Below are 14228 nucleotides of genomic sequence, written 5' to 3'. Positions count from 1 at the left end.
GCAATGCAGGTCAAGCAGAAGGTGCTGGGAATGGTGGCCGTGGCCGGGCTGTGGTCGGCCGCCGTGTCGGCCCAGACGACGGTGGTGACGTTCGACCAAGGCTGGGAGGGCTGGAATGCGCCGGGCGCGTCGAGCGGCGGCACGACGGTCGAAGCGGAGGGCGGCAATCCCGGCGCGCATGCGCATACCGTCGCCCAGGTGTGGGGGCTGGACTACTACATCGACGACATCTTCGGTTCGGACTCGCCGTTCCTCGGAGATCATACGCAGCACGCCTCGCTGACCTTCGGCGTGGATCTGCAGGTTCAGTCGATCCATACCGCCGGTCAGCCGGTCGAGCGTCCGCTGATCGTGCACTTCCGCAACTTCACGCGTAACGCGTCGGTGTACTACCGCCTGGGAACGCTGGCGGCCGGCCAGCCGTGGACCCGCTACTCGGTCACCGTCGATCCGCGCGCCGTCCAGATGCCGGCTGGCTGGGGGGGCACCGGTGGCGGTGATCCGGTGACGGGCGAGCCTGCACTGCCGGCCGGCGTGACCTTCGCCGACGTCATGGCCAACGTCAACGAGGTGACGATCACCGGCCAGGAGCCGTATCAGCCTTACGACGCCAGCGACTTCGACGTCCGCATCGACAACATCCGGCTGGTGCTCGGTGACGGCCAGCCGTCGACGCCACCGAACTACGAGATCATCGACCTCGGCACCTTCGGCGGCGATTTCGCCAATGCTCTGGCGATCAACGAGGCCGGCGCGGTATCCGGCGTCGCCATGAACAGCGAGTTCGTCGAACTGCCGTTCCTGTGGCAGGACGGCCACATGCGCTACATCGGCACGCTCAACCCGGCGATCGAATTCGACCATGGCATCGCCCGCGGCATTAGCGACAACGGCTACCTAGTCGGCTACTCGATGGCACCGCTGAGCAACTTCCCCGGCACCGTGGCGCATGCCTTCTTCTGGTCGGAAGAGAGCGGCATGGTCGACCTGAACCCGGGTGCGGATACCTCTTCGTGGGCCTGGGACGTCAACTCCGCCGGTCAGGTCGTCGGCGAAGGTATTGGCGCCTTCCTCTGGACCCGCGAGGAAGGCATAACCCGGATCGCCGCCGGTGCGGCCGAGGCGATCAACGAGAAGGGCGAAGTCGCCGGCTGGGGCGCGCTGCCCGGCGGCGGCATAGGCGGCTGGGTCTACGACAGCGCCAGCGGCAATATGCGCTATCTCGACACCTTGGGGCGGACCTCCGAGATTCGCGACATCAACCTGCACGGCAAGGTTGTGGGCTACTCGATCACCGACGACTGGCGCTCGCGCACGGTTCTGTGGAACGCCGACGGTTCGATCGTCGATCTGGGCGTGATCCCCGTGCCGGACTACGGCCCCGGCGTGGCCAGCGGCATCAACGACAACGACTGGGTCGTCGGCCGCGACGATTTCCTGGGCTGGTCGGTGACGCCGAACCGCGGCTGGCTGTGGATCGCCGGTCAGAAGTACGACCTCAAGGCGCTGATTACCGATCCGGTCGTGCAGGCATCCTGGACCGAGCTGGCTCACCCGCTGGGCATCAACAACCGGGGTGAGATCGTCGGCATCGGCATCCACGACGACATTCCCGGCCGCGCGTTCCTGATGCGTCCGATCCAACCCTCGGACGTGCTGTTCGCCGACGGCTTCGATCAGGACTGACGGCTGCCGGTACCGTCCGGCAGGGTGGCGCCACGTCCGGGAGGGCGCGGCGCCACCCTGCTGCGACGCTGCCGCCGCGCCCGGCGTCCTGTCTGGACCGGGCCGACGCACGCAATCGGCCTTCTCGACGGGAGAAACGGCGATGCGGCGATCGATGGCCTGTTGGGGTGGTGCCTGTCTGCTGACGGCGAGGCTGGCCGCGGCGCAGACGGCGGTAGTGACGTTCGACGACGGCTGGGCCGGCTGGTCGGGCCCTCAGGGCGGTGGGGGCGCAACGACCATCGAGCCCGAAGGCGGCAACCCCGGCGCGCATGCGCACACCGTCTTCAATGACTTCGGCATCAGCTTCCGGACCGAGTCCCATCCGGCCTTCCTCGGCGACTACGGTACGGCCGCGTCGGTCACGATCAGCATCGACGTCAAGGTCGACAGCATCGCGATGCTGGGCACGCCGGTGCCGCGCACGCTGGTCCTGGACGTGCGCAGCCACAGCCTCGCGCAGGGCGGCTATCCATGGGCGTCGGTCTGGTATCCGCTCGCGCTGCTCGAGACCGGTCAGGATTGGGCGACCTATACGGTCAGCTTCGATCCGCGCGCGGTCGAGCTGCCGGCCGGCTGGGGCGGCTCCGGTGCGGAGGATCCGGTCACGTTCGAGCCGCAGCTGCCGGCCGGCGTCACGTTCGCCGACGTGCTCGGCCACGTCGAGGAGCTGGCGTTCACGACGCTCGAACCCGGCATGTTCTACGGCTTCGCCGACTTCGACGTGCGCATCGACAACCTGCGCATCGGGCGCAATGCCGATCCGATCTTCGTCGACGGTTTCGAACCCGACTGAGGACGCCGAAGGCCCGTGCCCTAGACGACCGGCAGCATCCAGGCGGCCAGCCGCAGCGAGACGGTGCCCAGTCCGATGCCGATCAGCGTTGCGGCGATGACGTCGCTCGGATAGTGCAGGCCGAGCACCACGCGCGAGGCGCCGACCAGCAGCGCGAACGGAATCAGCAGCACCGCCAGCCACGGCACGTAGGCGATCGCGACGGTCGTGAAGCTCACCGCGTGCAGCGTGTGACCGGAGGGGAAGCTGAACTCGTCGAGCGGCGCGATGTGCGCGACGATGCCGCCGTGCGAGCGGAACGGGCGCGGGCGGCGCGTCCAGCGCTTCAGGCCCCGATACAGCATGAGCGCGACGATGCCGACCAGGGCCATGTTGAGGGCGGCGGCGGCCCCGCGTGCCGTGCCGCTCAGCAGCAGCAGGCCCATCAGGACGTACCAGAACACCCCGTCGCCGAGTCGGCTGACGGCGCCGAAGAAGGCCAGGGCCGCGCGCCGGGCACCCCAGCGGTTGGCGCGCTGGCACAGGCGCCATTCGCCGCTGCGCGCCTCGAAGCGTTGGAACAATTCCAGTGCGCTCATCATGCGGCCCTCAGCGAGAGGTCGGACAGGAGTTCGACGAAGCGGTTGGTGACCGACGCCGGGTTGAGTCCTTCGACCGCCGTGCGCGCGGAGCGTCCCATCAGGCGGCGTGTCTCCCCGTCGACGGCCAGGGCGGTCGACGCGGCGATGAAGGCCTCGGCGTCGTCGAACGGCACGCGCACGCCGGTCCGGCCGTCGGCGATGCGCTCGCGGGCGGCGCCGTAGTCGTAGGCGACCACGGCCAGTCCGCTGGCCATGGCTTCCAGCGTGACGTTGCCGAAGGTCTCGGTGATGCTCGGGAACAGGAACAGGTCGCCGCTGGCGTAGTGGCGCGCCAGGTCTTCGCCGCGGTGCAGGCCGCAGAAGACGATGTCCGGATGCTGCTGGGCCAGGCCCGCCCGCGCGGGTCCGTCGCCGACCAGGATCAAGCGGGCGTCCGCACGCTGCCGCTGGATCGCCCGGAAGGCATCGACCAGCAGGTCCAGGTTCTTCTCCGGCGCGATCCGGCCGACGTGCACCACGGCCAGCTGGTCGGGCGTCAGGCCCCAGTGCGCGCGCAGCGCCTCGTCGCGTCGCTGGGGATCGAACAGCCGCGTATCGACCGCGCGGTGCAGCAATCGCACGTTGCGGAAGCGGTGCCGGCGCAGGAACTGGGCCAGTTCCTCGGTCGGTACCAGGGTGGCCGCGGCCCGGTTGTGGAACCGGCGCAGCCAGGCGAACACGGCCGGCGTCAGGAAGCCCAGGCCGTAGTGGCGGACGAAGTCGTCGAAGCGCGTATGGAAGCCGGTGCAGGCGGGAATGCCCAGGCGATGCGCGATCGTCATCGCGCTGACGCCGAGCGGACCTTCGGTGGCGACGTAGATCGCGTCGGGACGTTCCATGCGCCAGCGCCGCAGCAGCGTGTGGCGGGCCGGCAGGCCGAAGCGCAGCCCCGGATAGCGGGGCAGGGCCGCGCCGCGCACCAGCACCTGCTCGATGCCGGCCGGCCCTTCCATGGCCTCCTCGTCGGACTGCCGCGGCCGCACGACCTCGACCCGGTGGCCCAGGCTGTTCAGGCCCGTCGCCAGCGAGTGGACGGTCAGCGCGACGCCGTTGATCTCGGGGGGCCAGGTTTCGGTGACGAGTGCGACATGCATCGTGATGAGGCCTGCGGGTAGCCGACGGCAGGCTGGCAGGTGGTCCTTTCGCGGGCGTTGCGCTTTTGTTGCGCAGCGATGACGCAGGCTTCACGATGTCATTTTCCTGTCACAACCAATGCCTAGCGTGCTTCGATGTCCGCCGATCTGCGTCCGAATCCTGCCCTAGCGGTCGCGCGCATCGCGCAGGAACGGCACGCCGTGCGGCGGCGGCGCGAGCGTTTCGGACGCCTGCTGGCCGCCACCGGCGCGGCGATCGTGGTCCTTTCGATCCTGGTCATCCCGGCCTTCCTGCTGTTCGAGCTGCTGCCGCATGCGCGCATGCCCGAGGGCGTCGGCGGCCGTTTCCTGTTGCTGCTGGCCGGGACGCTGAAGGCCGGCCTGATCGCCGTGCTGGTGGCGTTCCCGATCGGACTGGGCACCGCCATCCATATCGTGTGCTTCGCCACCGGCCGCTGGCGCGCGGGTTTCAGGGCGGTTCTCGATGTGCTGGCGGCGATCCCGACCGTGGTGCTCGGGCTGATCGCGCTGACCTGGCTGGCGCCGTGGCTGCGGTCGCACGTCGCGACCTTGCTGGTGCTCGCCGCCGTCGCCCTGGCCGCCGTCCTCGTGGTCTCCGTCGTTTTCGGCCGGCCGCTGCGCGCGCGCCGGTCCTGGCTGCCGCTGATCGTGCTGCCGATGCTGGTGCTGGTCGCCGGCGTGATCGTCGGCCTCGATCCGCTGGTCGATGCGATCGCGGTGGATACGCCATGGAACGGCCTCCTGGTCGGGCTGGCGCTGGGCGTGGCGGCGATTCCGCTGGTCTGCGCGGTCATCGGCGAGGTCTTGCAGGCCGCCTGGGATCGCCATGTCGATGCCGCGATCGCGCTGGGCGCTTCGCGCTGGCAGGCGCTGCGCTCGCTGGTGCTGCCGGCATCGGCACCGGGACTCGTCGCGGCGGCCTTGCTGGCGTTCGGGCGCTGCACCGGCGAGACGATGGTGCTGCTGATGGCCAGCGGCAACACGCCGATCGCCAGCCTGGATCCGCGCGATGGCCTGCGCAGCCTCAGCGCCGAGCTGGCGCTGTCGCTGCCGGGCGCGGAGCGCGGCAGCCTCGCCTGGCAGGTGCTGCTGTTCGCGACGCTGGCCTTGTTCCTGCTGAGCTTCGCCTGCAACTTCGCGGCGGGTCGCATTCGCGGCCGGCTTTCCTCATGAGGCCCGGCCGTCCGCTGCCGAGCGCGGAGCTGCGCGGCGACGTCGGCGTCTGGCTGTCGGCCGCGTGCCTGGCGCTGTGCATCGCACTGGCAGCCGGCATCGTGGTGGTGCTGGTCCGGGCCGGACTGGGGCCGTTCTGGCCGCAGCCGGTCGTCGAGCTCGTGCTGCGCGACCAGCAGCGGCTGCTCGGCGAGATCGCACTGGAGGAGGGCGACGCCTGGATCCTGCGAACCAGTGAAACGGCACGGCCGAGCGACGGCTACGTGCGCGTCCGGCGTGCCGAGGTCCTGCAGGTGGATCGTCCCGCCGACGCCTGGGTGCTGCTCCACGCGGACGGCCGTCGCAGCTACCGCCGCGCCGCGCAGGCGCCCGAACCGGGCGCGACCGATATCGTCGCGGCCGATCCGCGCAATGCCCTGTCGTTCGGCGAAAAGGTGGCCAGTTTCGGCAGGAACCTGCGCGCCTATGCGGCCGGCGGCACCGGCGAGGGGCCGGGCATGCTGCCGGCGCTCGCCGGCACCCTGGTCCTGGTCCTCCTGATGAGCGTCATCGTGATGCCGATCGGCGTCGCGGCGGCGATCCACCTGCATGCCTATGCCGGCCCTGGCCGGATCGGCCGGCTGGTGCGGGGCGCGGTCGGCAGCCTCGCGGGCGTGCCGTCGATCGTCTATGGCGTGCTGGGCCTGGGCCTGTTCGTGCACGGCATCGGCGGCAGCATCGACCGGTGGTTCTATGCCGATCGCCTGCCGGTGCCGACCTTCGGCGCCGGCGGCCTGCTGTGGGCGGCGCTGACCCTGGCGCTGCTGACCTTGCCGGTGGTCGTCGTCACGGTCGAGGAAGGCCTGGCGCGCATTCCCGTCGCGCAGCGCCTGGGTTCGCTGGCGCTCGGCGCCACGCAGGGCGAGACCTTGCGCGCGCTGCTGCTCCCGCTTGCGCGTCCGGCGCTGCTGACCGCCTGGATCCTGGCCATCGCGCGCGCGGTCGGCGCGGTGGCGCCGCTGATGCTGGTCGGCGTCGTCAAGCTGGCGCCCAGCCTGCCGCTGGATACCGAGTTTCCGTACCTGCATCCTTCGCGGCAGTTCATGCACCTGGGCTTTGCCGTCTACGACAATGCCCTGGCCAGTCCCGACGCGCTGGTCGGCGTGCCCCATGCCTACGCCAGCGCCTTGCTGCTGGTGGGCCTGGTGCTGACCCTCAACGCGGCCGCCGGCCTGGTGCGCAAACGGCTGCGCGACCGCTATCGCGCCTTCGAATCATGAAACGAACATGTCCACCCCTTTGACGAACACGACGGTCGCGCCGCGCCTGTTCGACGGCCTGGAAAGGATCGTCGAGACGCAGGGGCTTTCGCTCTGGTACGAGACGCGGCAGGTGATCCACGATGTCAGCCTGACGATTCCGGCCGGGCGCGTGACCGCCCTGATCGGACCCAGCGGCAGCGGCAAGACCAGCCTGCTGCGCTGCCTCAACCGCCTGAGCCAGGAGGTTCCCGGCAGCCGGATGCACGGCGAGGTCCTGCTGCGCGGCGTCCCGGTCCGCGGTGCCGACTGGCCCGCGCACGAGGTCCGCAGGCGCATCGGCATGGTGTTCCCGCGCCCGAACCCGTTCCCGCTGTCGGTCTACGAGAACGTGGCCTACGGCCTGCGCCTGCTGGGCCTGCGCCGTCGCCGCGACCTGGACGCCCCGGTCGAGGAGGCGTTGCGTGCCGTCGCGCTGTGGGACGAGGTGGCCGCGCAGCTGGACGAGCCGGCCCTGACGCTGGCGCCGGGCCAGCAGCAGCGACTGGCGATCGCGCGCGCGCTGATCCTGCAGCCGGACGTCCTGCTGATGGACGAGCCGGCCGCTGCGCTCGACCCGCAGTCCTCGCTGCGCCTGGAGGAACTGCTGCGCCAGCTCGGGCGGCGCTGCACGATCGTCCTGGCCACGCACAACCTGCAGCAGGCCGCGCGCGTCTCGGACTTCGCCGCGTTCCTCAACGACGGCCGGCTGATCGAGGTCAACGACACCGATACGCTGTTCACCAATCCCCTGCGCCGCGAGACCGAGGACTATGTCACCGGTCGCTACGGCTGACCTGGAGTTCCATCCCGATGCCGATGTCGACCGAACACACCCATCTCAATCCGCACATCTCGCGCCAGTTCAGCAACGAGCTGGAGGACGTGCGGCGCAAGGTGCTGGCGATGGGCGGCCTGGTCGAAGAGCAGCTGGCGGTGGCCTTGCGCGTGCTGACCGACGGCGACGCGCGGCTGGGTGCCGAGGTGACGGCGCGCGAGGAGCAGATCAACGCCGCCGAGATCGAGATCGACAGCCAGTGCACGCAGATACTCGCTCGCCGGCAGCCGGCCGCCTCGGACCTGCGCCTGGTGCTGACCGTCATGAAGATGCTCGGCGACATCGAGCGCATCGGTGACGAGGCCAAGCGCATCGAGCGCATCGCCGAAGGCCTGGTCGGCGAGGACAGCCATGGCGAGGAGCCGACAGCGGCCCTGGCCGGCCTCGGCGTGCAGGCGCGCGACATGCTGCGGGGAGCGCTGGACGCGTTCGCTCGTCTGGACGAGCGCCTGGCGCTGGACGTCATCCGCCGCGACCGCCGGATCGACGCGCGCTATCGCGACCTGCTGGCGTTGCTGACCGACCGGATGCGCCAGACCCCCGACGCGATCCCGCGGGAACTGGAGCGGCTGTGGGCCGCCCGCTCGCTGGAGCGGGTCGGCGATCGCTGCAAGAACCTGTGCGAGTACGTGCTCTACCTGGTGCGGGGCAAGGACGTGCGGCACACCGGCCTGGCGCGCAACGAGGACCCGGCCGCGGAGTGAGCCTCGCCGGGCGCGGCGATGGGCGCCGCGGCGATTCGCGGGGCGCGCCCGCGTGCGTGGATCAGCCGGCGCTTGCGGCTGCCTTGTGCTTGATCGTCGCCAGCATCGCGGCCAGGCCGTTGGAACGCGTCGGTGACAGGTGCTTGGCCAGGCCGATCGCCTCGATGAAGCGCGGTTCGGTCGCCAGGATCTGTGCTGCCGACCGTCCCGAGTAGACGCGCAGCAGCAATGCGATCAGGCCCGACACGATGGCCGAGTCGCTGATCGCCTGGAACCGCAGCGCCTGCGCATCGCCTTCGGCCACCAGCCATACCTGCGATTGGCAGCCCTGGACGCGGTGCTCCTCGGTCTTGAGCGCTTCGGGGAACGGCGGCAGCTTGCGCCCCAGGTCGATCAGGTACTGGTACCGCTCGGTCCAGTCGCCGAAGAACGCGAATTCCTCGGCGATCGCCAGCTGGGCGGCTTCGGCCGTGTCTTCGATCACGCTGTCAGGCCGGGCAGTCATCGTTCTTCGCCACTTTCCAGCGCGTCGCCCCGGCGCCGTCCTCGATCAGGATGCCGCTGGCGGCCAGCTCGTCCCGGATCCGGTCGGAGGTGGCGAAATCGCGCGCGGCACGCGCGGCACGGCGCTGCTCGAGCAGGGATTCGACCCAGCCGGCATCGATCGTCCGCCCGCCCGCCGCCTGCTGGAACCAGGCCTCGGGATCCTGCTGCAGCACGCCCAGCAGTTCGCCCGCCGCGAGCAGGTCGGCCTTGGCTGTGCGCTTCTCCTCGACCGAGGTCGCCTTGCGAGCGGCGTCCGCAAGGCCAGCCAGCACGGCGAACGCCGCCGGCGTGTTGAGGTCGTCGCAGAGCGCCGCTTCCAGCTCGGCCGGGACCGGGGCGGTCTCGGTCGGTATCGCCGCCAGGTCGCGCAGCACGCCGTACCAGCCATCCAGCGTGCGCGTGGCCTGCGTGATGGCCGATTCGGACCAGTCCAGCGGCTGCCGGTAGTGCGCCTTCAGCAGCACCAGCCGCAGCGACTCGGCCGGATGCAGGTCGAGCAGTTCGTGCAGCACCAGCACGTTGCCGAGCGACTTGGACATCTTGCGCCCTTCCATGCTCAGCATGCCGTTGTGCAGCCAGTAGCGCGCGAAGACCTTGCCCCCGTGCGCACAGGTGCTCTGGGCGATCTCGTTCTCGTGGTGCGGAAACAGCAGGTCGTTGCCGCCGGCGTGGATGTCGATCGTTTCACCGAGGTGCGCGGCGGCCATCGCCGAGCACTCGATGTGCCAGCCCGGCCGGCCCCGTCCCCACGGGCTGTCCCATCCGGGAAGCTCGGGCGTGGAGGGCTTCCACAGCACGAAGTCGGCCGGGTTGCGCTTGTACGGAGCGACCTCGACGCGGGCACCGGCGATCATGTCCTCGGCCGAGCGGCCGGACAGCCGGCCGTAGTCGGGGAAGCTGCCGACGTCGAACAGCACATGGCCCTCGGCCTCGTAGGCATGTCCCGTGTCGATCAGCCGTTGGCACATCGCCACGATCTGCGGGATGTGCGCCGTCGCGTACGGGACGATGTCCGGGGGGGCCACGCCGAGCTTGGCCATGTCCTCGTGGTAGGCCCGGGCATAGCGATCGGTGATATCGCCGATCGGCACGCCGGCCTGCAGCGCGGCGGCATTGATCTTGTCGTCCACGTCGGTAATGTTGCGGGCGTAGACAACGCGGCTGTAACGGCGGCGCAGCAAGCGCGCCAGAAGATCGAACACGACCGGGGGCCGGGCATTGCCGATGTGGACGTAGTTGTAGACGGTCGGTCCGCAGACGTACATCGTGACCCGGGCCGGATCCTGGGGAACGAATTCCTCGGTCTGCCGGGTCAGGGAATTGTGCAGGCGTAGGCTCATTCGGACGGGGATTTTGTTGCTTCGCCGCATCATAGCAGCTTGCCGGGGGGCCTCTTTCGGGATTGTAAAAACTCCTGATCCGGCAGTATCTTGGGCGGCGATTCAGGGATCCGGTGCTGTAATTCCGCGCAAATATGGTCACGGCCCGTGCGACATCCGTATCGCATGGGCGACGTGCCACCCCCGATTCGGAGATTCAAATGAAGATGTTTGTACTTTCGGGTCTGTCGGTCGTGCTGATCGGTGGACTTGGAATCCGGCCGGCGGTCGCCCAGGAGGCGCCCCCGCCTCCGTACGAGGCGTCACGCGGCGGCGAGGGCTATGACGACAACGTCAAGTTCGTATGGGCCGACGTGCTGCGCGTGGACCCGATCTATGAACAGATCAGGAATTCCCGCCCCCGCGAGGAGTGCTACGAGGCCGAAGTCGAGCAGCGGGAAACCGGCAACCGGGCAGGCGGCACCGTGCTCGGTGCGATCGTCGGCGGCGTGCTCGGCAACACCATCGGCAAGGGAGACGGCCGCAAGGCCGCGACCGTCGCAGGCGCGTTGGCCGGCGGCGCCATCGGCAACAACATCGGCGGCCGCAACGACCGCTACTACACCGATACCGAGACGCACTGCCGCACGGTTCGCGAGTCGTTCGAGGAGCGGCGCATCGCCGGATACGACGTCCAGTATCGCTACCGCGGCGACGTCTTCATGTCGCGCCTGGACTACGACCCGGGCGAGCGCATGCGCGTGCGCGTGAGCGTCACGCCCGCCGACTAGGGCGTCTCGTCCGTGTGATCGCCGCCGCCGGGCGCTGTCCTGCGGCGGCACCGGCGAGCCGGTTCAATCGGCCGCCGCCGGCCAGGCGCGGCCCAGCAGGGTTCCCAGGTCGGCCGTCGCCGGCAGCGTGCCGTAGCAGCGCCCCGCCTCGTCACCGAGCCGCGAGCGGCAGAACGCCTCTGCTACGGCGGTGTGGCCGGCGCGCAGCAGCAAGGCAGCCTGCAGCGCGAGCGTCATGCGCTCGGCCAGGAAGCGCGCACGCAGTTCCCGGTCCTGGGTCTGCGCGAGCAGGTTCCGCAGGCGGGCGGCCTCCTCGCGCAGTAAGGCGTGGCCGTCGCCGGCCTCGTCGAGTTCCGCGAAGAAGGCCTCCCGGCTGGCGGGCTCCCGCTCCAGCGTCCGCAGGATGTCCAGGCACTGGACGTTGCCGCTGCCTTCCCAGATCGAGTTCAGCGGCGCCTGGCGATACAGGCGCGGCAGCATCGATTCCTCGACGTAGCCGGCGCCGCCCAGGCATTCCTGCGCTTCGTTGACGAACGGCGGGCAGCGCTTGCAGACGAAGTACTTGCCCAAGGCGGTGGCCAGCCGGGCGAAAGCCGCTTCGCCGGCGTCGCGCGATGCCGCGTCCACCGCCCGCGCGACGCGCATCGTCAGCGCGACCGCCGCCTCGGACTCCAGCGCCAGGTCCGCCAGGACGTTGCGCATCAGCGCGTGGTCGATCAGGCGCCGGCCGAAGGCGCGCCGGTGCACGGCGTGGTGCAGGGCCTGCACGAGGGCCTGGCGCATGATCGCGCTGGAGCCGATCAGGCAGTCCAGGCGGGTCAGCGCGACCATTTCCAGGATCGTCGCGATGCCGCGACCCTCTTCGCCGATCATCCAGGCCAGCGCGCCCTGGAACTCGACCTCCGAGCTGGCGTTGCTCCAGTCGCCCAGCTTGTCCTTCAGCCGCTGCAGGCGGATCGCGTTGAGGCTGCCGTCCGGCGCGAAGCGCGGCAGCAGGAAGCAGGACAGGCCGGCACCGGCCTGGGCGAGCACCAGGAAGGCATCGCACATCGGCGCCGAGAAGAACCACTTGTGGCCGACCAGCTCGTAGAGCTGGCCGGCACCGGCCTGGCCGATCGGCGTGGCGCGGGTCGTGTTCGCACGCACATCCGATCCGCCCTGTTTCTCGGTCATGCCCATGCCGATCGTGTTGCCGGGCTTGTCCCAGGCGGGCACGAAGCGGCCGTCGTACTCGGTCGCCGTGACGCGCGGCAGCCAGTCCCGCGCCAGCGCCGGCTGGTGACGCAGCACCGGCACGCACGCGTAGGTCATCGTCAGCGGGCAGTTGTTGCCCTGCTCGGGCTGGTTGTGCAGGTAGGTCAGCCCGGCACGCGCGACGTGGGCGCCGGTCCGTTCGGCATGGCGCCAGGCGAAGCTGGGCACGCCGTGCCGGATGCCCAGGGCCATGATCGCGTGATAGGCCGGATGGAACTGGACGCTGTCGATGCGGTGGCCGTAGCGATCGAAGGGCACGAACCGCGGCTTGTTCTCGTTGGCCAGGACGCCCAGCTCCATCAGTTCGCCGCCCGCGACCGGTCCAAACGCTGCCAGGTGATCCTCGGCCCAGCCGCCGCCTTCGCGCCGGATGGCCTCGCGCAGCGGCAGGTCGGTCGCCCACGCGTCATAGGGGGCGAGCGGCGGCGGCTGGTTCTCGACGGTATGGGTGCGGAAACGGTCGGCGGTGTTCATGGGCGGTCTCCCAGGCGGCCGGGATGTGCGGCCGATGTCGGCGCTGCGTTCATGCGGGCGTCCCGCTTCGCCAACCGGAAGGCCGGCCGGCGCTCAGGCCTCGCTGTTGCCGTCCGGCAGCCGCGTCATGAGGCCGTCGAACAACACCTGCCGCCGCCAGCCTTCCAGCGCCGTGGGCCAGCGGCGCGTCGCCAGCAGCGATTCCAGGTGCCGTCTCGCGCAGAGCAGGCCTTCGGGCAGGTCCAGCTGCAGCGCCGTCGTGTTGACGAAGGCCTTCAGTGCGGCGATCACCCGCTTGTCGGCCGAGGTCGGCAAGGCCGGGATCGGGTCGATGTCCCGCTCGGCCGCTTCCAGCGGGCGGTTGAGCACCGACAGCAACTCCGCCCGTTGCGGTCCTCGCAACGCGCGCAATCCCTTGCTGCGCTGGTGCAGCTCCTCGCCGTCCGCCGGTGGCCGGAAGGCGAGGTCCAGGGCGTGCGGGTCGTCCAGCAGCCATGAGCGCGGCCGGTCGATCGCGCGGGCGGTCACGTCGCGCCACAGCAGGATCCGGCGCAGCAGCGCCTGCTTCTCCAGCGGCCAGCCCGCCGCACCGCGCAGCGCCATCTGCGGCTGCGGATCGGGCTCACGCCGGCGGGCACGTTCGACCATGCGACGGCAGTCTTCCGCGTGCCAGCCGGCATAGCCCCGCTGCGCGAGGCGCTCGGACAACTGCCCGTGCAGGTCCGCCAGATGGGTCACGTCCTGGGCCGCGTACTCCAGCTGCTCGGCGCTCAGCGGCCGCCGCAGCCAGTCCGAGCGCGTCTCGGCCTTCGGCAGCTCGACGCCGGTCAGCTCGTGGACCAGCCGCTGGTAGCCGAGCCCCGGCCCGAGTCCGGCGAAAGCGGCCGCGATCTGCGTGTCGAACAGGCAGCCCAGTCCGCGCGGCACGATGTTCGTCAGCGCTTCCAGGTCCTCGCTGGCGCTGTGCATGATGCAGGTCCGTTCCGGAGCCGCCAGCGCCTCGCCGAAAAGGGCGGTGTCGTCCACGGCGAGCGGATCGATCAGTGCGGTCCGCGAATCGGAGGCCAGCTGCACCAGCGCCAGTTTCGGATAGAAGGTGTCGATGCGCATGAACTCGGTGTCGAGACCGATCAGCGCCGGTAGCGTCCCCGCCATGTCGCGCAACGCTTCGTTGCGGTCGATCCAGTCGGCCAATGCCTGTTCCTCATGTCGGACAAGCACGGAGGGTAGCAAGTGCCGGGGCAGCCTGGAACGACGATTTTCGCTGCGGGTGTTCACAGCCGCTGCGGAACCTTGTAGGATTGCGCGCCCCGCAGGGCCGGCCAGCATCCGCTTCGAGCCGCCGCCGGCGGGGCGCGCCGCGAGGTTTCGCTGCGCACGGCGGCAGCGCCGCTTCAATGGCCGGGTAGCTCAGTTGGTAGAGCAGGGGATTGAAAATCCCCGTGTCGGCGGTTCGATTCCGTCCCCGGCCACCATTTCATACAAGAAAACCGGCCTTTCAAGCCGGTTTTTTTGTGCTCGATGTTTGCTGTCCAGCGGGATTTCTCGCCTCCTGCCCGGGGCCGCCGCACAGGCGGTTCGGACGATGGGTGCCGG

13 protein-coding genes and 1 tRNA gene are annotated in these 14228 nt (G+C 70.1%); 8 read left to right on the top strand and 6 right to left on the bottom strand.

The features are described from left to right. The first annotated feature begins 3 nt into the window (after window positions 1–3). Window positions 4–1686: a hypothetical protein gene (locus I596_RS12075; protein ID WP_067648235.1), complete on the top strand. Its 1683-nt coding sequence runs from the start codon at window positions 4–6 to the stop codon at window positions 1684–1686. Window positions 1687–1828: 142 nt separating this feature from the next. Then, window positions 1829–2521 (top strand): hypothetical protein, encoded by a 693-nt coding sequence (locus tag I596_RS12070; RefSeq protein ID WP_067648232.1) that lies wholly within the window; start codon window positions 1829–1831, stop codon window positions 2519–2521. A gap of 20 nt (window positions 2522–2541) precedes the next feature. On the opposite strand, the gene I596_RS12065 is transcribed toward I596_RS12070, so the two are convergent. Together I596_RS12065 and I596_RS12060 are read right to left on the bottom strand one after the other, a co-directional pair. Next, a complete protein-coding gene (locus tag I596_RS12065) occupies window positions 2542–3099 on the bottom strand; it encodes a phosphatase PAP2 family protein (protein ID WP_067651882.1) in 558 nt (185 codons plus the stop codon). Beyond that, window positions 3099–4235: a glycosyltransferase family 4 protein gene (locus I596_RS12060; protein WP_067648230.1), complete on the bottom strand. Its 1137-nt coding sequence runs from the start codon at window positions 4233–4235 to the stop codon at window positions 3099–3101. The genes I596_RS12065 and I596_RS12060 overlap by 1 nt, the downstream gene beginning before the upstream one ends. 135 nt (window positions 4236–4370) lie before the next feature. Here I596_RS12060 and I596_RS12055 point away from each other — a divergent pair, with 135 nt between their 5' ends. From I596_RS12055 to phoU, 4 genes are read left to right on the top strand one after another with little or no spacing between them, the layout of a single operon-like run. Continuing rightward, entirely contained in the window at window positions 4371–5429 is a 1059-nt protein-coding gene (locus I596_RS12055) for a PstC family ABC transporter permease (RefSeq protein ID WP_067648219.1), read from the top strand. Continuing rightward, window positions 5426–6688, top strand: a complete 1263-nt coding sequence (locus tag I596_RS12050; protein ID WP_067648216.1) for an ABC transporter permease subunit — start codon at window positions 5426–5428, stop codon at window positions 6686–6688. The genes I596_RS12055 and I596_RS12050 overlap by 4 nt, the downstream gene beginning before the upstream one ends. A 7-nt stretch (window positions 6689–6695) precedes the next feature. After that, the gene (locus I596_RS12045; RefSeq protein WP_083965549.1) at window positions 6696–7502 is read left to right on the top strand and encodes a phosphate ABC transporter ATP-binding protein; all 807 of its coding nucleotides are present in this window, start codon (window positions 6696–6698) and stop codon (window positions 7500–7502) included. A 23-nt stretch (window positions 7503–7525) separates the two neighbouring features. Continuing rightward, entirely contained in the window at window positions 7526–8248 is a 723-nt protein-coding gene (gene phoU, locus I596_RS12040; protein ID WP_067651876.1) for a phosphate signaling complex protein PhoU, read from the top strand. A 61-nt stretch (window positions 8249–8309) separates the two neighbouring features. Here the strand turns inward: phoU and I596_RS12035 are convergent, their stop codons facing one another. Both I596_RS12035 and cysS read right to left on the bottom strand, forming a co-directional pair. Next, the gene (locus I596_RS12035; RefSeq protein ID WP_067648213.1) at window positions 8310–8753 is read right to left on the bottom strand and encodes a SufE family protein; all 444 of its coding nucleotides are present in this window, start codon (window positions 8751–8753) and stop codon (window positions 8310–8312) included. Further along, the gene (gene cysS / locus I596_RS12030) at window positions 8737–10134 is read right to left on the bottom strand and encodes a cysteine--tRNA ligase (RefSeq protein WP_067648210.1); all 1398 of its coding nucleotides are present in this window, start codon (window positions 10132–10134) and stop codon (window positions 8737–8739) included. The genes I596_RS12035 and cysS overlap by 17 nt, the downstream gene beginning before the upstream one ends. A 200-nt stretch (window positions 10135–10334) precedes the next feature. Between cysS and I596_RS12025 the strand changes: the two genes are divergently transcribed. Next, window positions 10335–10904 (top strand): glycine zipper 2TM domain-containing protein, encoded by a 570-nt coding sequence (locus I596_RS12025; protein ID WP_067648207.1) that lies wholly within the window; start codon window positions 10335–10337, stop codon window positions 10902–10904. A gap of 63 nt (window positions 10905–10967) precedes the next feature. Here the strand turns inward: I596_RS12025 and I596_RS12020 are convergent, their stop codons facing one another. Beyond that, the gene (locus I596_RS12020; protein ID WP_067648204.1) at window positions 10968–12632 is read right to left on the bottom strand and encodes an isovaleryl-CoA dehydrogenase; all 1665 of its coding nucleotides are present in this window, start codon (window positions 12630–12632) and stop codon (window positions 10968–10970) included. A gap of 93 nt (window positions 12633–12725) precedes the next feature. Further along, entirely contained in the window at window positions 12726–13826 is a 1101-nt protein-coding gene (locus I596_RS12015; RefSeq protein WP_223303825.1) for a ribonuclease D, read from the bottom strand. Between the two features lie 205 nt (window positions 13827–14031). Here I596_RS12015 and I596_RS12010 point away from each other — a divergent pair. After that, a tRNA-Phe gene (locus tag I596_RS12010) sits at window positions 14032–14107 on the top strand. The last annotated feature ends 121 nt before the right edge of the window (window positions 14108–14228 follow it).

It is taken from the genome of Dokdonella koreensis DS-123 (genome assembly GCF_001632775.1).
Lineage (GTDB): Bacteria > Pseudomonadota > Gammaproteobacteria > Xanthomonadales > Rhodanobacteraceae > Dokdonella > Dokdonella koreensis.
The sequence above is the reverse complement of the archived record's forward strand: the minus strand, read 5'-3'. Positions and strand labels throughout refer to the sequence as shown.

What these genes read in the sequence shown, in the direction of transcription:
- I596_RS12055 (WP_067648219.1), top strand. Translation starts at nt 4,371, where the DNA reads ATGTCCGCCGATCTGCGTCCGAATCCTGCCCTAGCGGTCGCGCGCATC.
- I596_RS12065 (WP_067651882.1), bottom strand. Translation starts at nt 3,099, where the DNA reads ATGAGCGCACTGGAATTGTTCCAACGCTTCGAGGCGCGCAGCGGCGAA.
- I596_RS12025 (WP_067648207.1), top strand. Translation starts at nt 10,335, where the DNA reads ATGAAGATGTTTGTACTTTCGGGTCTGTCGGTCGTGCTGATCGGTGGA.
- I596_RS12060 (WP_067648230.1), bottom strand. Translation starts at nt 4,235, where the DNA reads ATGCATGTCGCACTCGTCACCGAAACCTGGCCCCCCGAGATCAACGGC.
- I596_RS12035 (WP_067648213.1), bottom strand. Translation starts at nt 8,753, where the DNA reads ATGACTGCCCGGCCTGACAGCGTGATCGAAGACACGGCCGAAGCCGCC.
- I596_RS12050 (WP_067648216.1), top strand. Translation starts at nt 5,426, where the DNA reads ATGAGGCCCGGCCGTCCGCTGCCGAGCGCGGAGCTGCGCGGCGACGTC.
- I596_RS12045 (WP_083965549.1), top strand. Translation starts at nt 6,696, where the DNA reads ATGTCCACCCCTTTGACGAACACGACGGTCGCGCCGCGCCTGTTCGAC.
- cysS (WP_067648210.1), bottom strand. Translation starts at nt 10,134, where the DNA reads ATGAGCCTACGCCTGCACAATTCCCTGACCCGGCAGACCGAGGAATTC.
- I596_RS12020 (WP_067648204.1), bottom strand. Translation starts at nt 12,632, where the DNA reads ATGAACACCGCCGACCGTTTCCGCACCCATACCGTCGAGAACCAGCCG.
- I596_RS12070 (WP_067648232.1), top strand. Translation starts at nt 1,829, where the DNA reads ATGCGGCGATCGATGGCCTGTTGGGGTGGTGCCTGTCTGCTGACGGCG.
- phoU (WP_067651876.1), top strand. Translation starts at nt 7,526, where the DNA reads ATGTCGACCGAACACACCCATCTCAATCCGCACATCTCGCGCCAGTTC.
- I596_RS12075 (WP_067648235.1), top strand. Translation starts at nt 4, where the DNA reads ATGCAGGTCAAGCAGAAGGTGCTGGGAATGGTGGCCGTGGCCGGGCTG.